The sequence below is a fragment of the Streptomyces sp. MUSC 14 genome (assembly GCF_001866675.1).
Lineage (GTDB): Bacteria > Actinomycetota > Actinomycetes > Streptomycetales > Streptomycetaceae > Streptomyces.
Window position 1 is genome coordinate 147,815 of the sequence record NZ_MLYN01000013.1, and the last position, 14,931, is coordinate 162,745.

Genomic DNA, 14,931 nt, shown 5'->3' on the forward strand with positions numbered 1-14,931 from the left:
CAAACCGTGATTCGACCATTCGAATCGAGCTACGCACATTCTCTTTGATTACGGGAAGAATTCGACGTGAGAACGGTTTGATTTCTGTACCGCCATTGTGTGATGATCGCATGGTCGGCGCGCCCGTCGGGCGCCGGACGCGAGCGTCAGGAGTGATCGATGACTGTGGGAACCGAGCGGGCCGTGCTGGCGGGCGGTTGTTTCTGGGGCATGCAGGATCTGGTCCGCAAGCAGCCGGGCGTGGTCTCCACGCGCGTCGGCTACAGCGGCGGGGACACGCCGAACGCCACCTACCGCGACCACGGCGATCACGCCGAGGCCATCGAGATCCTCTTCGACCCGGCGGTCACGAGCTACCGCGACGTCCTGGAGTTCTTCTTCCAGGTCCACGACCCGACCACGAAGGACCGCCAGGGCAACGACATCGGGCGCAGCTACCGCTCCGCCATCTTCTACGGCGACGAGGAGCAGCACCGCGTCGCCCTGGACACGATCGCCGATGTCGAGGCGAGCGGGCTCTGGCCGGGCAAGGTCGTCACCGAAGTGGAGCCCGTCGGCGACTTCTGGGAGGCCGAGCCCGAGCACCAGGACTACCTGGAGCGCTACCCCGACGGCTACACCTGCCACTTCCCCCGCCCGAACTGGAAGCTGCCGCGCCGGGTGTGAACGTCCCTGACGGACCCGTCGGCAGGGTGACGTGCCTCCTCGGCGCCCAGCGGTAGCGAGAGCTCCTTCGGCGCCGGCAGTGCGGCCGTCGCACATGGAGCGGTCGGCGGCTTGAGCCGGACGCTCGCCCTCGCCTGCCCGCAACCTCACGCCGTCGCCCCGCACTTGGGGCGGATCCGCGACGACGCCTGCCGTCCCGGCCGCTCGCCCGTCGCGGACGAGAGCCCGCCGGCGGCCGCTCCGCCACGTCCTGATTCTTGACCGCCGCTGCGGCCTCCGCGATGCTGTGTTGCGGAACATGAGATGCGTGCCGTAATGAGCAACATAGACACCATCCCTACTGTCAGCCGAGGAGTGGCCATGTCTCAGCAGGTCCGTGCTGTCGTCGCGATGAGCAAGGGCGCCCCCGTCAGTCTGGAAACGATCGTCGTGCCGGATCCCGGACCGGGGGAGGCGCTGGTCAAGATCGAGGCCTGCGGTGTCTGCCACACCGATCTGCACTATCGGCAGGGCGGGATCAGCGATGACTTCCCGTTCCTGCTGGGGCACGAGGCGGCGGGTGTCGTGGAGGCGGTGGGGGAGGGTGTCACCGACGTCGCTCCCGGTGACTTCGTCATCCTCAACTGGCGTGCCGTGTGCGGTCAGTGCCGGGCCTGTCTGCGCGGGCGGCCGTGGTACTGCTTCGACACGCACAACGCGAAGCAGAGGATGACGCTGACCGACGGCACGGAGCTGTCGCCGGCGCTCGGGATCGGTGCGTTCGCGGAGAAGACGCTGGTGGCGGCGGGGCAGTGCACGAAGGTCGACCCGGCCGCGTCCGCGGCTGCCGCCGGGCTGCTGGGGTGCGGCGTGATGGCGGGTCTGGGTGCGGCGATCAACACCGGGAACGTCGGCCGTGGTGACACCGTCGCCGTGATCGGCTGCGGTGGGGTCGGGGCCGCGGCGATCGCGGGGTCGAAGCTGGCGGGCGCGGCGAGGATCATCGCCGTCGACATCGACGACCGCAAGCTCGCCACGGCGACGACGCTGGGCGCGACCCACACCGTCAACTCCAGGCAGGCGGACGCCGTCGACGCCGTACGCGAGCTGACCGGAGGCTTCGGCGCGGATGTCGTGATCGACGCGGTGGGGCGCCCGGAGACGTACCGGCAGGCCTTCTACGCCCGTGACCTCGCCGGCACCGTCGTCCTCGTCGGCGTGCCGACGCCGGAGATGAAGCTGGAGCTGCCGCTGCTCGATGTGTTCGGGCGGGGCGGGGCGTTGAAGTCGTCCTGGTACGGCGACTGCCTGCCCTCCCGGGACTTCCCGATGCTGATCGACCTGTATCTCCAGGGCAGGCTCGACCTGGACGCCTTCGTCACCGAGACGATCGCCCTCGACGACGTGGAGAAGGCGTTCGAGCGGATGCACCACGGCGACGTCCTGCGCTCGGTGGTCGTCCTCTGATGCCGGGCGCCCGCATCGAACGCCTCGTCACCTCGGGCACGTTCTCGCTCGACGGCGGTACCTGGGACGTCGACAACAACGTGTGGATCGTGGGCGACGACACCGAGGTGATCGTCATCGACGCCGCCCATGACGCCGACGCCGTCGTCCGGGCCGTCGCCGGACGCGCCCTGCGGGCGATCGTGTGCACCCACGCGCACAACGACCACATCGACGCCGCGCCCGAACTCTCCGCCCGGACCGGGGCGCCCGTCCTGCTGCACGCCGACGATCTGGGCCTGTGGAAACAGACTCATCCCGACCGGACGCCCGACGCCGAGCTGACCGACGGGCAGTCCCTCCTGGTCGCGGGGACCGAGCTGACCGTGCTGCACACCCCTGGCCATGCCCCCGGGGCCGTGTGTCTGTACGCCCCACGGCTCTCCGCGCTCTTCAGCGGCGACACCCTCTTCGCCGGCGGGCCGGGCGCGACCGGACGCTCGTACAGCGACTTCCCGACCATCATCCGCTCGATCGGCGAGCGCCTCCTCGCCCTGCCGGCCGACACCGTCGTGCACACCGGTCACGGCGACACCACCACCATCGGCGCCGAGGCGCCGCATCTCCAGGAGTGGCTCGACCGCGGCTTCTGACCGCCCGGTCGCTGAGCGGCCCTGCCGCCGGTGCCTCCCCAGCGCGGAGGGTATCGGCGGCAGGGCCGCAGGCGCGCCTCACGGACGCCTGACTCCCCCCTCTGACCTGTGCTTTCGGGGGCGCTTCGGCATGCCCGGAACAGCCTCGCCGCGGCCCGCGCAACCTGCCCATACGACGCCTTGACAAGCCTTCAGCGCCGCCAGCACACTGACGTTGCGCTCATCGCAATCCGTTTCGCTATACGCACCCGAGGTGTCATGATGATTCCCGCGTGCCGTCTCGCGGATCTGCCGCGAGGCGAGGCCCACCGGCTCGACGTCGACCCGCCCGTGGCGGTGTTCCACACCGACGACGGTGAACTCTTCGCCGTCGACGACACCTGCACCCACCAGGACGCGTCGCTCGCCGACGGCTGGCTGGAGGGCTGTGAGGTGGAATGTCCCCTGCACGCCTCGAAGTTCGACCTGCGCACGGGTGCCGTGGACGCGCCCCCGGCCAAGCTGCCGGTCCGCACCCACGAGGTCGTCGTCGAGGACGGCATGCTGTACGTCCGGCTCTCCACGGCGGCGCCCAACCTGCCGCCGTGCGTCTCCGCCCGGCTGGCCGGAGGCGTCGCGTGAGGACCGTGGCCGTCGTAGGCGCCTCGCTGGCCGGTCTGTCGGCCGCGCGCTCGCTGCGCAAGCGGGGTTACGACGGCCGCCTGGTCCTCGTCGGCGAGGAGTCGCACCGGCCGTACGACAGGCCGCCGCTGTCCAAGGAGTTCCTGGCCGGCACCCTCGGCGAAGCCGAACTGGCGCTGGAGCGGGACGACGAGGACCTGCAGGCGGAGTGGGTGCTCGGCACCCGTGCCACCGGACTCGACCGCGCCGAGCGGGCGATCCGGCTCGCCGACGGCCGGACGATCCGCGCCGACGGCGTGGTCGTCGCCACCGGCGCCGCCGCCCGCGTCCTGCCCGGCACCGAGGGCCTCGCCGGCGTCCATGTGCTGCGCACGCTGGACGATGCCCGCGCCCTGCGTGACGAACTCGCCCTGGGCGGACGGCTGGTGGTGATCGGCGGCGGGTTCATCGGAGCCGAGGTCGCCTCCACCGCGCACGCCCTCGGCCTCGACGTCACCGTGGTCGAGGCGGCCCCGACGCCGCTGGCCGGGCCGCTCGGCGGGGCCATGGGCGGCATCGTCTCCGCCCTGCACGCCGATCACGGCGTACGTCTGCTGTGCGGTGTGGGCGTCAAGGGGCTCGGCGGGGAGCGCCGGGTGGACGCCGTGCTGCTTGAGGACGGCCGCGGCGTCCCTGCAGACATCGTCGTCGTCGGCGTGGGCGCCCGGCCCTGTGTCGACTGGCTCGACGGATCCGGCGTGGCGCTCGACAACGGCGTGAAGTGCGGCGCCGACGGCCGCACGACCCTGGCCGGGGTGGTCGCCGTGGGCGACTGCGCCAACTGGTACGACCCGCACACCGGCGCCCACCGCCGGGTCGAGCACTGGACCGGCGCACTGGAACGGCCGGACATCGCCGTCGCCACGCTCCTCGCGGGCGGTGCCGGGGGGCCGGGTGTGCCCCGCCCCGCGTACTTCTGGTCGGACCAGTACGGCGTGAAGATCCAGTTCGCCGGTCACGCGGCAGGCGCCGACGACGTGACGGTCGAGGAGGGCTCGACCGAGGACCGCAGCTTCCTCGCCGTGTACCGGCGGGCGGGCCGGCCGGTCGCCGTGCTCGGGATGAACCAGCCGCGGCTGTTCACCCGCTGGCGCAAACAGCTCGCCTCCGTGGCGACCGGGTCCTGACGCCGCCGCGGACCGACGTACTGATGTAGCGACGTAGCGACGTATCGATGTATTGATCGCAACACGACGTTTCCCGAGGAGTGCACCGTGACCTCGACCAGCCTGCCGGACAGCCTGATCGCCACTCTCCCCGGCTCCGCCTACACGGACCCCGGTGTCTTCGCCCAGGAGCAGGAGCACATCTTCGAGACGATGTGGTTCTGTGTCGCGCGCTCGTCCGACCTGGCGAAACCCGGCGCCTTCCGCACCGTCGACGTGGGCCGCGAGAGCATCCTCGTCACCCGCGCCCGGGACCTGTCCGTCCGGGCCTACTTCAACGTCTGCCGGCACCGCGGAGCCCGACTCCGCACCGAGGAGTCGGGCGAGGTCAAGCGCGCCTTCCAGTGTCCGTACCACGCCTGGACGTACGACCTGGAGGGCAAGCTCGTCGCGGCGCCCAACCTCACCAGGATGCCCGACGTCGGCCGTACCGAGTACGGCCTGGTGAGCGTGGCCGTGCGGGAATGGCTCGGCTATGTCTGGGTCTGCCTCGCGGAGCACCCGCCCTCCTTCGAGGAGGACGTCATGGGCGAGGTGATCACCCGCCTCGGCGACGTCGAGTCGATCGACCGCTACGACATCGCGAACCTCTCGGTGGGCAGGCGGATCGTCTACGACGTGCGGGCGAACTGGAAGCTCATCATCGAGAACTTCATGGAGTGCTACCACTGTGCCACCATCCACCCCGAACTCACCGAAGTGCTACCGGAGTTCGCCGACGGCTACGCCGCCCAGTACTACGTCGGCCACGGCGCCGAGTTCGGCGCGGACGTCCAGGGCTTCACCGTGGACGGCTCCGCGGGCCTGGACCGCATTCCCGGGGTGTCGGAGGACCAGGACCGCCGGTACTACGCGATCACCGTCAAACCGCAGGTGTTCATCAACCTGGTGCCCGACCACGTGATCTTCCACCGGATGTACCCGGTGGCCGCCGACCGTACGATCGTGGAGTGCGACTGGCTCTACCTGCCGCACGTCGTGGCGAGCGGCAAGGACGTCAGCCGGTCCGTGGAGCTCTTCGACCGGGTCAACCGCCAGGACTTCGACGCCTGCGAGCGCACTCAGCCCGGCATGGGTTCACGGCTCTACGCCAAGGGCGGCGTGCTGGTCCCCAGCGAGCACCACATCGGCGCGTTCCACGACTGGGTGAGCGAGCGCCTCGGCGCACGCGCGCCGCAGTAGAAGGGGTCCGCCCGTGGCCCGCGCAGGGGGCGAACGCGGGCCGAACGGCGGTCGTGCCGGGTGCGATCAGCCCAGGTATCCCATCCGCTGGCTGATCTCCTCCGCACCCTTGACGAGCAGGGGAGCCAGTTCGTGCATGCGCTCCTCGGTGAACCGGTACGCGGGCCCGGACGCGCTGATCGAGGCGATGACCCGGCCGTCCCGGTCCCGGATCGGCGCTGCCATGGCGTGCAGCCCGATCTCCAGCTCCTCCAGCGTCCAGGCGTAACCGCGCTCGCGGGCCTCGGTGAGGTTCTTCTCCAGCTTCGCCTTCGAGGAGATCGTGCGCGGGGTCAGTTTCTTCTGGCCCGTCTCCGTCAGCAGCGCGGCGCGCTCCTTCGCGGGCAGGTGGGCCAGCATGATCTTGCCGCTGGAGGTGGCGTGCGGCGGGGTCAGCTGGCCGACCCAGTTGTGCGCGGTGACGGCGGCTTGGCCGCGCACCTGGTAGAGGTTGATCGCGTAGTGCTCCTGCAGCACGGCGATGTTGACCGTCTCGCCGATCTCCTCGGCCAGCCGCTCGCACACCGGCCGGCTCTGCTGGGTGATGTCGATACGCGCTGTGACGGCGCCGGCCAGGCGTACGATGCCGAAACCGAGGGAGTATTTGCCCCGTTCGCCCGACTGCTCCACCAGGCCGCGCGCCTCCAGGGCGCCGAGCAGGCGGAACGCGGTCGACTTGTGCACATCGATCTCGGCGGCCACCTCGCTCACCCCCGCCTCGCCACGCTGCGCGAGGATCTCCAGGACGCTGATGGCCCGGTCGACGGACTGCACTCCGCCGGACTGCGTTCCGCTCGTTCCGGTATCCGGACTGTAGTTGCTCATAACGGAACTATACGCGCAGTAAACAACGGGCATTCACGTAACGCGGCGTGAACAAGGATCTTACAAGTTGCGTTGTTCGCAACCTGGTGCACATTGCGACACCCGTACTAGCATGCCGCGCATCACGACGGCGCGAGCGAGACGAGGCGGACACATGGCTCCTCTGCACTACGACTTCGTCATCGTCGGCGGTGGATCGGCCGGCAGCGCACTGGCGAACCGGCTGTCGGCCGACCCCGGAAACCGTGTGCTCGTCCTGGAGGCGGGCCGCTCCGACTACCCCTGGGACGTCTTCATCCACATGCCCGCGGCCCTCACCTACCCCATAGGCAGCCGCTTCTACGACTGGAAGTACGAGTCCGAACCCGAGCCGCACATGGGCGGCCGGCGCATCTACCACGCCCGCGGCAAGGTGCTCGGCGGCTCCAGCAGCATCAACGGCATGATCTTCCAGCGCGGCAATCCCATGGACTACGAGCGCTGGGCCGCCGACCCCGGCATGGAGACCTGGGACTACGCCCACTGTCTGCCGTACTTCCGCCGGATGGAGAACTGTCTGGCGGCCGACCCGGACGACGAGTTCCGCGGCCACGACGGCCCCCTCGTCCTGGAGCGCGGCCCGGCGACGAACCCGCTCTTCGGCGCCTTCCTCAAGGCCACCCAGGAGGCGGGCTACGCGCCCACCGACGACGTCAACGGCTACCGGCAGGAGGGCTTCGCCAAGTTCGACCGCAACGTCCACCGCGGACGGCGGCTGTCGGCCGCGAAGGCCTACCTCAAGCCCGCGATGAAGCGGCCGAACCTCACCGTGCACACCCGCGCGCTCGTCACCCGGGTGCTCTTCGAGGGCAGACGCGCGGTCGGCGTCGAGTACCGGCGCGGCAAGGGCGCACCCCGGCAGGTCCGGGCCGGCGAGGTCATCCTGTGCGGCGGCGCGATCAACTCGCCCCAGCTGCTCCAGCTCTCCGGCGTCGGCAACGCCGCCGAGCTGTCCGCCCTCGGCATCGACGTCGTCCACGACCTGCCGGGCGTCGGCGAGAACATGCAGGACCACCTGGAGGTGTACGTCCAGTACGCCTGCAAGCGGCCCGTCTCCATGCAGCCGTACATGGCGAAGTGGCGCGCGCCCTTCATCGGCCTGCAATGGCTGTTCCGCACGGGGCCGGCGGCCACCAACCACTTCGAGGCCGGCGGCTTCGCCCGCAGCAACGAGGACGTGGACTACCCCAACCTGATGTTCCACTTCCTGCCGGTCGCGGTCCGCTACGACGGCTCCTCGCCGGCCGGCGGCCACGGCTATCAGGTGCACGTCGGGCCCATGTACTCCGACGCGCTCGGCTCGGTGAAGATCAGGAGCAGGGACCCGCGGGTCAAGCCCGCGCTGCGCTTCAACTACCTCTCCACCGAGCAGGACCGCCGCGAGTGGGTCGAGGCGATCCGCGTCGCCCGCCGGATCCTCAACCAGCCCGCGCTGGCCTCCTACAACGGCGGCGAGGTCTCGCCCGGACCCTCCGTCGACACCGACGAGGAGATCCTCGCCTGGGTCGCCAAGGAGGGCGAGACGGCCCTGCACCCCTCCTGCACCTGCAAGATGGGCACCGACGACATGGCCGTCGTCGACCCGCTGACCCTGCGGGTGCACGGCGTGGACGGACTGCGCGTGGTGGACGCCTCGGTGATGCCCTACGTCACCAACGGCAACATCTACGCGCCGGTGATGATGGTCGCCGAGAAGGCCGCCGACATCATTCTCGGCCGGGAGCCGCTGGAGCCCTCCAAGGCCGTGTACTACCGGCACGGCGACGCCCGGACACAGGCCGGGTAGCCGATGGCCGCCGAGGCACTGCGGGCCCTGCTCGGCCGCGTCCGCTACGAGGTGCTGCCGGCACGGGCTACGGAGGAGAAGGTCCTCGCCCATGTGCCCCGCGACATCGTGGTCACGGTCACGGCGTCGCCGGTCAAGGGGCTGGAACCGACACTCGCCCTCACCGAGCGGCTCGCGGCACACGGTTACCGCGTCGTCCCGCACCTCCCCGCACGGCTGCTGCGGGACGACGCGCACCTGAAGGACGTCGCCGAACGGCTGCGCGCCACGGGGATCGACGACCTCTTCGTACCGGCGGGCGACGCCGACCCGCCGGCCGGACCGTACGAGGGCGCGCTCCCGGTGCTGCGCAGGCTGACCGAACTGGGCAATCCCTTCCGGGAGTTGGGCATCACCGGCTACCCGGAGAGCCATCCCCTCATCCACGACGACATCACCGTCCGGTCGATGTGGGACAAGCGCACGCACGCGACGTACATCGTCAGCAACCTGTGCTTCGACCCGCGGGTGCTCGGCGACTGGATCACCCGGATCCGGCGGCGCGACATCACCCTCCCCGTGTACGTAGGCGTCGCCGGGCCCGTGCAGCGCGCGAAGCTGATGGCCACGGCGACGAGGATCGGGGTGGGGGAGTCGACGCGCTTCCTCGCCCGGCACCCTGCCTGGTTCCTGCGGTTCGCGGCACCCGGCGGCTATGTCCCCGAGCGGCTGCTCACCCGGGGCGCGCAGGCGCTGACCGGGCCGTCGGCCGCGGTGGCCGGTCTGCATCTGTTCACCTTCAACCAGCTGGCCGAGACGGAGTGTTGGCGGCGTGCCCTGCTGGACCGGCTGGGCGGCTGAGAATCGCGGTCGACCGACCCCTTGACGGGTGCCGGGCATTCGGCCAGGGTGTTCCACCACAAGCAATGCAATGCACAATGCGCAACGGATTCGGTTCGAAGGGCGCGTCGCATGGCAGATCTGTATGTGGCCGGAGAATGGCGTGATCCGGTGGCCGGCGGTCACCGCGAGATCCGCTGTCCGGCGGACGGCACGCTCGTCGCGACGGTCTCGGAAGGCACCCGCCCCGACACCGGGGCGGCGATCGCCGCGGCCCGGCGGGCCTTCGACGACGGCCCCTGGCCCGGCACCCCCGAGCGCGAACGCGGCGCGCTGCTGCTGCGCACCGCCGATGTCATCGAGCGCGACGCCAAGGAGTTCGCCCGCGCCGAGTCCCTCGACACCGGCAAGCGCCTGGTCGAGAGCGAGTACGACATCGCCGACGTCGTCTCCTGCCTGCGCTACTACGGCGGCATCGCCGGCACCGGCGCCGGCCGGGTGATCGACACCGGCCGCGACGACGCCCTCAGCCGGGTCGTGTACGAGCCGGTCGGCGTCTGCGGACTGATCACCCCCTGGAACTACCCCCTGCTGCAGGCCTCGTGGAAGGTCGCCCCGGCCCTGCTGGCGGGTAACACGATCGTCCTCAAACCCAGCGAACTGACGCCCTCCACCGCGATCCTGCTGATGAAGGCGCTGGAGGAGGCCGGACTGCCCGCAGGCGCCGCCAACCTCGTCCTGGGCGCCGGAGCCGAGGCGGGCGCACCGCTGGCCGAGGACCCGGCCGTCGACATGGTGTCGTTCACCGGAGGCCTGGACACCGGACGGCACATCATGGCGACCGCCGCGGCGACGGTGAAGAAGGTCGCGCTCGAACTCGGCGGCAAGAACCCCAACGTGGTCTTCGCCGACGCCGACGTCGAGACGGCCGTCGACTTCGCGCTCACCGCCGTCTTCCTGCACTCCGGGCAGGTCTGCTCGGCCGGTGCCCGGCTGATCGTGCAGGACTCGCTGCACGACGCCTTCGTGGACGAGGTCGTACGCCGCGCCTGCCTGATCCGCCTCGGCGGGCCCTTCGACCCCGGGGCGGAGACCGGGCCGCTGATCTCCGCGCGGCACCGGGAGAAGGTCGAGGCGTACGTCGCGGCGGGCCTCGCCGAGGGCGCCGTACTGCGCTGCGGCGGGACACGTCCCGACGATCCGGCGCTGGCAGGCGGCTTCTACTACCCGCCGACCGTCCTGGACGCGTGCCGGCAGGACATGCGCGTGGTGCACGAGGAGTCCTTCGGACCCGTGCTCACCGTCGAGAGCTTCCGTGACGAGGACGACGCCGTGCGCATCGCCAACGACACGGAGTACGGCCTCGCGGGGGCCGTGTGGACACAGGACGCGGGCAAGGCGCAGCGGGTCGCCCGCCGGCTGCGGCACGGCACCGTGTGGATCAACGACTACCACCCCTATGTGCCGCAGGCGGAGTGGGGTGGGTTCGGGCACTCCGGCGTGGGCCGTGAGCTGGGGCCGACCGGCCTCGACGAATACCGGGAGCCCAAGCACGTCTGGCAGAACATCCAACCCCGGCCGCAGCACTGGTTCCGCGGCTGAACGCCGAAGAGAGGTCGACCATGGCCCCAGCACAGACCGAGGCGTCGCAGCGGCGCGACACGTCCGAGGACCCCCAGGACCGCACCCCCGTCGTCTCCGTGCGCCGGCTGTGGAAGGTGTTCGGGCCGAAGGCCGACGAGGTGCCGGGCTCCGCGGAGCTGTGCGGACTCACCCGCCGCGAGCTGATGGACCGCACCGGCTGCACCGCCGCCGTACGGGACGTGAGCTTCGAGGTGTCGCCCGGCGAGGTGTTCGTCGTCATGGGACTGTCCGGCTCGGGCAAGTCCACCCTGGTGCGCTGTCTCACCCGGCTGATCGAACCCACCGCGGGCGAGGTCGTCTTCGAGGGCGAGGACATCCGCGGCGCCGATTCCCGGCGGCTGCGCGAGATGCGGCGCAGCAAGTTCTCCATGGTCTTCCAGCACTTCGGCCTGCTGCCGCACCGCAAGGTCGTGGACAACGTGGCCTTCGGGCTGGAGATCCGCGGCATGAGCAGGGCCGAGCGTGTCCGACGGGCCCTGGAGACCGTCGAGTTGGTGGGTCTCTCGGGATACGAGAACTCCTACCCCGACCAGCTCTCCGGCGGTATGCAGCAGCGTGTCGGCCTCGCCCGCGCCCTCGCCGGCGACCCCGACGTCCTCTTCTTCGACGAGCCGTTCTCGGCGCTCGACCCGCTGATCCGCCGTGACATGCAGAGCGAGGTCGTCCGGCTGCACCACGAGGTCGGCAAGACCATGGTGTTCATCACCCATGACCTCTCCGAGGCCCTCAAACTGGGCGACCGCATCCTGATCATGCGCGACGGCAGGACGGTGCAGTGCGGCACCGGGGACGAACTGGTCGGCGCCCCTGCCGACGACTACGTACGGGACTTCGTGCGGGACGTGCCGCGCGGCGACGTCCTCACCCTGCGCTGGATCATGCGCCCCGCCGAGCCCGAAGACGCCCTCGACGGGCCCGAGTTGGGGCCGGACGTCGTGGTGCGCGAGGCCACCCGGGCGGTGCTGGCCGCCGAGAAGCCGGTCAAGGTCGTCGAGGGCGGCAAGCTGCTCGGCATCGTCGGCGACGAGGAGATCCTCTCCGTCGTCGCCGGTGCCGAAGGCGGTGCGTGATGGCCGTCGCCGCCGACGCGACCGCGTCGGTCACCCCGCTGCGCGAGAAGGTCAGCCGCCCGGTGGTGGTGGCCGCCGTCCTGGTCGGCTGGCTGGTGCTCTTCGCCGTGCTGCGCGGCCGGCAGACGCTGACCCTCGCGGCGGCCGACCTCACCGGACTGCACCGCTGGCTGAACGACGTCAACGACACCATCGGCGCCAACCGCGACTCCAACCCGCTCTTCCTGTACTTCTTCAACGAGATCCGGCTGGCCATCGACCACCTGGTGACCTTCGTCCAGCAGCTGATCTCCCAACCGGTCGGCGCCCGCCCGGTCCCGCAGATCGGCTGGCTCGGCGTCGTCGGCATCACCGGCTACGTCTCCTGGGCCGTGGGCAACTGGCGGGTCGCGCTGCTGGCCGTGGCCGGCTTCACCTTCTTCGGCTTGCAGGGGCTGTGGCAGGAGAGCATGGACACCCTGGCGCTGACCCTGTCGGCGGTCCTCGTGGCGCTGCCCATCGGGATCCCGCTCGGCGTGTGGGCGGGGCTGTCCGACCGGTTCCACCGGATCATGACGCCCTTCCTGGACTTCATGCAGACGATGCCGACCTTCGTCTACCTCGCCCCGCTGACCCTGATCTTCCTCATCGGCGGCGCCTCCGCCGTGATCACCACGGTGATCTACGCGGCACCGCCCGCCATCCGCATCACCGCGCACGCCATCCGCTCCGTGCCCGAGACCACCGTCGAGGCGGCGGACTCGCTCGGCACCACACGCATGCAGCAACTGGTCAAAGTGCTGCTGCCGATGTCCAGGCGCACCGTCGTCATGGGCGTGAACCAGACCATCATGGCCGCCCTCGCCATGGTGACCATCGCCGCCCTGATCGACGCGCCCGGCCTCGGCAAGACCGTCGTCCAGGCCCTCCAGTCCCTCGACGTCGGTACCGCCTTCAACGCCGGACTCGCCATCGTCGTCATGGCGATCGTGCTCGACCGGGTCACCACGGCCGCCGCCGCGCGCACCGAGACGGCCCGCCGCACCGACGCCCGGCTGCTCAGGTGGCGCCGCCCGCTGCTGGCGGCGGGCGCGATCGGACTCGGCTTCGTGATCTATGTGTCCCACACCTACGTGTGGGCGGCACAGTTCCCGGGCAACGGCACCGTCGGCGGCCACATCGCGAGCGCGGCCGACACCACGACCAACTGGCTCCAGAACCATGTGTCGGGACTGACCAACGGTCTGCGCGACGTGCTCACCAACGGCCTGCTCAATCCGTTCCAGACCCTGCTCACCGACTCGCCGTGGTGGCTCGTCGGCATCGTCCTGGTCGCGCTCGCCCTGGTGCTCGGCGGCCGGTGGGCCGCGGTGACGGCCGCCTGCTGTGTCGGGCTGCTGGTCGGCACGGGCGTGTGGTCGGACAGCATGACCACCCTCGCCTCGACGGCCGTGGCCACTGTGCTGGTGATGCTGCTCGGCGTCGTCTTCGGCGTGTGGATGGGGCGCAGCGCCCTCGTGGACCGGGTGGTGCGGCCCACCCTGGACGCGGCACAGGTCATGCCGCCCTTCGTCTATCTCGTGCCGTTCCTGGCCCTGTTCGGCGCCACCCGGTTCACCGCGATCGTGGCGGCCGTGGTCTACGCGGCACCCGTCGCGATCAAGATCATCGCGGATGGGGTGCGGAACGTCCCCGAGACGACCGTGGAGGCGGCCACCTCGGCCGGGTGCAACACCTGGCAGATCATCACCAAGGTGCAGCTGCCGATGGCCCGCAGCGCCCTGACGCTCGCGACCAACCAGGGGCTGATCTATGTGCTGTCGATGGTCGTGGTGGGCGGTCTGGTGGGGGCGGGCGCCCTCGGCTACGACGTCGTCGCCGGCTTCTCGCAGGGCGAGTTGTACGGCAAGGGGCTCGCGGCGGGACTGGCCATCGTCCTGCTCGGAGTCATGTTCGACCGGATCACTCAGGCCGCGGCGCGACGCACCCGGGCGTAAGGAGCACGACACCATGGCACGACACTGGCGCACCGGCGCGGCCGGTCTGACCCTCCTCTGTCTCACCCTGACCTCCTGCGCGGGAGCCAAGGTCAGCGACATGAACTCGTCCGGCTCGAAACGCTCGGACGGCACGTGCGGCACCTTCAACCTGGCCGTCAACCCCTGGATCGGCTACGAGGCGGACGCGGCGGTCGTCGCGTACGTCGCCCAGCACGACCTCGGCTGCACGGTCACCAAGAAGGACCTGAAGGAGGAGATCGCCTGGCAGGGGTTCGGGACCGGCGAGGTCGACGCGGTCCTGGAGAACTGGGGCCACGACGACCTGAAGAAGAAGTACATGGCGGGCCAGAAGACCGCCGTCGAGGCCGGCTCGACCGGCAACAGGGGCGTCATCGGCTGGTACGTCCCGCCGTGGCTGGCCAGGGCGCACCCGGACATCCTCGACTGGAAGAACCTCGACAAGTACGCGGACCGGTTCAAGACCTCCGAGTCCGGCGGCAAGGGCCAGCTGCTGGACGGCGACCCGTCGTACGTCACGAATGACGCGGCCCTGGTCAAGAACCTGAAGCTGAACTTCAAGGTGGTGTACGCAGGCAGCGAGACCGCGCTCATCCAGGCCTTCAGAACGGCCGAGAAGAACAAGCAGTGGATGATCGGCTACTTCTACGAGCCGCAGTGGTTCATGTCCGAGGTGCAGCTGGTGAAGGTCAACCTGCCGACGTACACGACGGGGTGCGACGCCGACGCGGCGAAGGTCGCCTGCGACTATCCCGTCTACGACCTGGACAAGATCGTCAGCAAGCAGTTCGCCGCGTCGGGCAGCCCGGCGTACCGCCTGGTGAAGAACTTCCACTGGACCAACGACGACCAGAACGCCGTCGCCCGCTACATCGCTCAGGACAAGATGTCGGACGACGCGGCAGCCAGGAAGTGGGTCGACGCGAACCGCGACAAGGTCGACGCCTGGCTCAAGTAGCG

General features: G+C 70.3%; 13 protein-coding genes. 12 read left to right on the forward strand and 1 reads right to left on the reverse strand.

The genetic code is table 11. The annotated features are described in order from the left end of the window. Positions 1–159: 159 nt before the first annotated feature. The 6 genes from msrA to BIV25_RS06810 all read left to right on the forward strand — a co-directional run bounded on the left by msrA (position 160) and on the right by BIV25_RS06810 (position 5,752). Positions 160–666 (forward strand): peptide-methionine (S)-S-oxide reductase MsrA, encoded by a 507-nt coding sequence (gene msrA / locus BIV25_RS06785; RefSeq protein WP_071371235.1) that lies wholly within the window; start codon positions 160–162, stop codon positions 664–666. A gap of 360 nt (positions 667–1,026) precedes the next feature. Further along, entirely contained in the window at positions 1,027–2,112 is a 1,086-nt protein-coding gene (locus BIV25_RS06790; RefSeq protein WP_071371236.1) for an S-(hydroxymethyl)mycothiol dehydrogenase, read from the forward strand. Next, positions 2,112–2,744, forward strand: a complete 633-nt coding sequence (locus tag BIV25_RS06795) for an MBL fold metallo-hydrolase (protein WP_071371237.1) — start codon at positions 2,112–2,114, stop codon at positions 2,742–2,744. Before BIV25_RS06790 ends, BIV25_RS06795 begins: the two co-directional genes overlap by 1 nt. A gap of 258 nt (positions 2,745–3,002) precedes the next feature. Next, positions 3,003–3,365 (forward strand): bifunctional 3-phenylpropionate/cinnamic acid dioxygenase ferredoxin subunit, encoded by a 363-nt coding sequence (locus BIV25_RS06800; protein ID WP_071371238.1) that lies wholly within the window; start codon positions 3,003–3,005, stop codon positions 3,363–3,365. Further along, on the forward strand, positions 3,362–4,531 hold the full coding sequence (locus BIV25_RS06805) for an NAD(P)/FAD-dependent oxidoreductase (protein WP_071371239.1): 1,170 nt from the start codon (positions 3,362–3,364) through the stop codon (positions 4,529–4,531). The genes BIV25_RS06800 and BIV25_RS06805 overlap by 4 nt, the downstream gene beginning before the upstream one ends. Before the next feature lie 87 nt (positions 4,532–4,618). Continuing rightward, entirely contained in the window at positions 4,619–5,752 is a 1,134-nt protein-coding gene (locus BIV25_RS06810) for an aromatic ring-hydroxylating dioxygenase subunit alpha (protein WP_071371240.1), read from the forward strand. 66 nt (positions 5,753–5,818) lie between these two features. Here the strand turns inward: BIV25_RS06810 and BIV25_RS06815 are convergent, their stop codons facing one another. After that, positions 5,819–6,616 carry an IclR family transcriptional regulator gene (locus BIV25_RS06815; protein ID WP_071371241.1) on the reverse strand — a complete coding sequence of 266 codons (798 nt, stop codon included), beginning with the start codon at positions 6,614–6,616 and terminating at the stop codon, positions 5,819–5,821. 154 nt (positions 6,617–6,770) lie between these two features. Between BIV25_RS06815 and betA the strand changes: the two genes are divergently transcribed. The 6 genes from betA (at position 6,771) to BIV25_RS06845 (ending at position 14,929) form a co-directional block, all read left to right on the forward strand. After that, complete coding sequence (gene betA, locus BIV25_RS06820) at positions 6,771–8,441, forward strand: choline dehydrogenase (RefSeq protein ID WP_071371242.1); 1,671 nt, start codon at positions 6,771–6,773, stop codon at positions 8,439–8,441. 3 nt (positions 8,442–8,444) lie between these two features. Beyond that, the gene (locus BIV25_RS06825) at positions 8,445–9,281 is read left to right on the forward strand and encodes a 5,10-methylenetetrahydrofolate reductase (RefSeq protein ID WP_071371243.1); all 837 of its coding nucleotides are present in this window, start codon (positions 8,445–8,447) and stop codon (positions 9,279–9,281) included. 111 nt (positions 9,282–9,392) lie between these two features. After that, a complete protein-coding gene (locus BIV25_RS06830) occupies positions 9,393–10,862 on the forward strand; it encodes an aldehyde dehydrogenase family protein (RefSeq protein ID WP_071371244.1) in 1,470 nt (489 codons plus the stop codon). 20 nt (positions 10,863–10,882) lie between these two features. Next, positions 10,883–11,974, forward strand: a complete 1,092-nt coding sequence (locus BIV25_RS06835) for a glycine betaine/L-proline ABC transporter ATP-binding protein (RefSeq protein ID WP_071371245.1) — start codon at positions 10,883–10,885, stop codon at positions 11,972–11,974. Continuing rightward, complete coding sequence (locus BIV25_RS06840) at positions 11,974–13,950, forward strand: proline/glycine betaine ABC transporter permease (protein ID WP_071371375.1); 1,977 nt, start codon at positions 11,974–11,976, stop codon at positions 13,948–13,950. Before BIV25_RS06835 ends, BIV25_RS06840 begins: the two co-directional genes overlap by 1 nt. Positions 13,951–13,963: 13 nt before the next feature. Continuing rightward, positions 13,964–14,929: an ABC transporter substrate-binding protein gene (locus BIV25_RS06845; RefSeq protein ID WP_071371246.1), complete on the forward strand. Its 966-nt coding sequence runs from the start codon at positions 13,964–13,966 to the stop codon at positions 14,927–14,929. Positions 14,930–14,931 lie beyond the last annotated feature (2 nt).

Excerpts from the sequence above, each read along its gene's own strand:
- msrA (WP_071371235.1), top strand. The coding sequence starts at position 160 with ATGACTGTGGGAACCGAGCGGGCCGTGCTGGCGGGCGGTTGTTTCTGG.
- BIV25_RS06790 (WP_071371236.1), top strand. The coding sequence starts at position 1,027 with ATGTCTCAGCAGGTCCGTGCTGTCGTCGCGATGAGCAAGGGCGCCCCC.
- BIV25_RS06795 (WP_071371237.1), top strand. The coding sequence starts at position 2,112 with ATGCCGGGCGCCCGCATCGAACGCCTCGTCACCTCGGGCACGTTCTCG.
- BIV25_RS06800 (WP_071371238.1), top strand. The coding sequence starts at position 3,003 with ATGATGATTCCCGCGTGCCGTCTCGCGGATCTGCCGCGAGGCGAGGCC.
- BIV25_RS06815 (WP_071371241.1), bottom strand. The coding sequence starts at position 6,616 with ATGAGCAACTACAGTCCGGATACCGGAACGAGCGGAACGCAGTCCGGC.
- betA (WP_071371242.1), top strand. The coding sequence starts at position 6,771 with ATGGCTCCTCTGCACTACGACTTCGTCATCGTCGGCGGTGGATCGGCC.
- BIV25_RS06825 (WP_071371243.1), top strand. The coding sequence starts at position 8,445 with ATGGCCGCCGAGGCACTGCGGGCCCTGCTCGGCCGCGTCCGCTACGAG.
- BIV25_RS06830 (WP_071371244.1), top strand. The coding sequence starts at position 9,393 with ATGGCAGATCTGTATGTGGCCGGAGAATGGCGTGATCCGGTGGCCGGC.
- BIV25_RS06835 (WP_071371245.1), top strand. The coding sequence starts at position 10,883 with ATGGCCCCAGCACAGACCGAGGCGTCGCAGCGGCGCGACACGTCCGAG.
- BIV25_RS06840 (WP_071371375.1), top strand. The coding sequence starts at position 11,974 with ATGGCCGTCGCCGCCGACGCGACCGCGTCGGTCACCCCGCTGCGCGAG.
- BIV25_RS06845 (WP_071371246.1), top strand. The coding sequence starts at position 13,964 with ATGGCACGACACTGGCGCACCGGCGCGGCCGGTCTGACCCTCCTCTGT.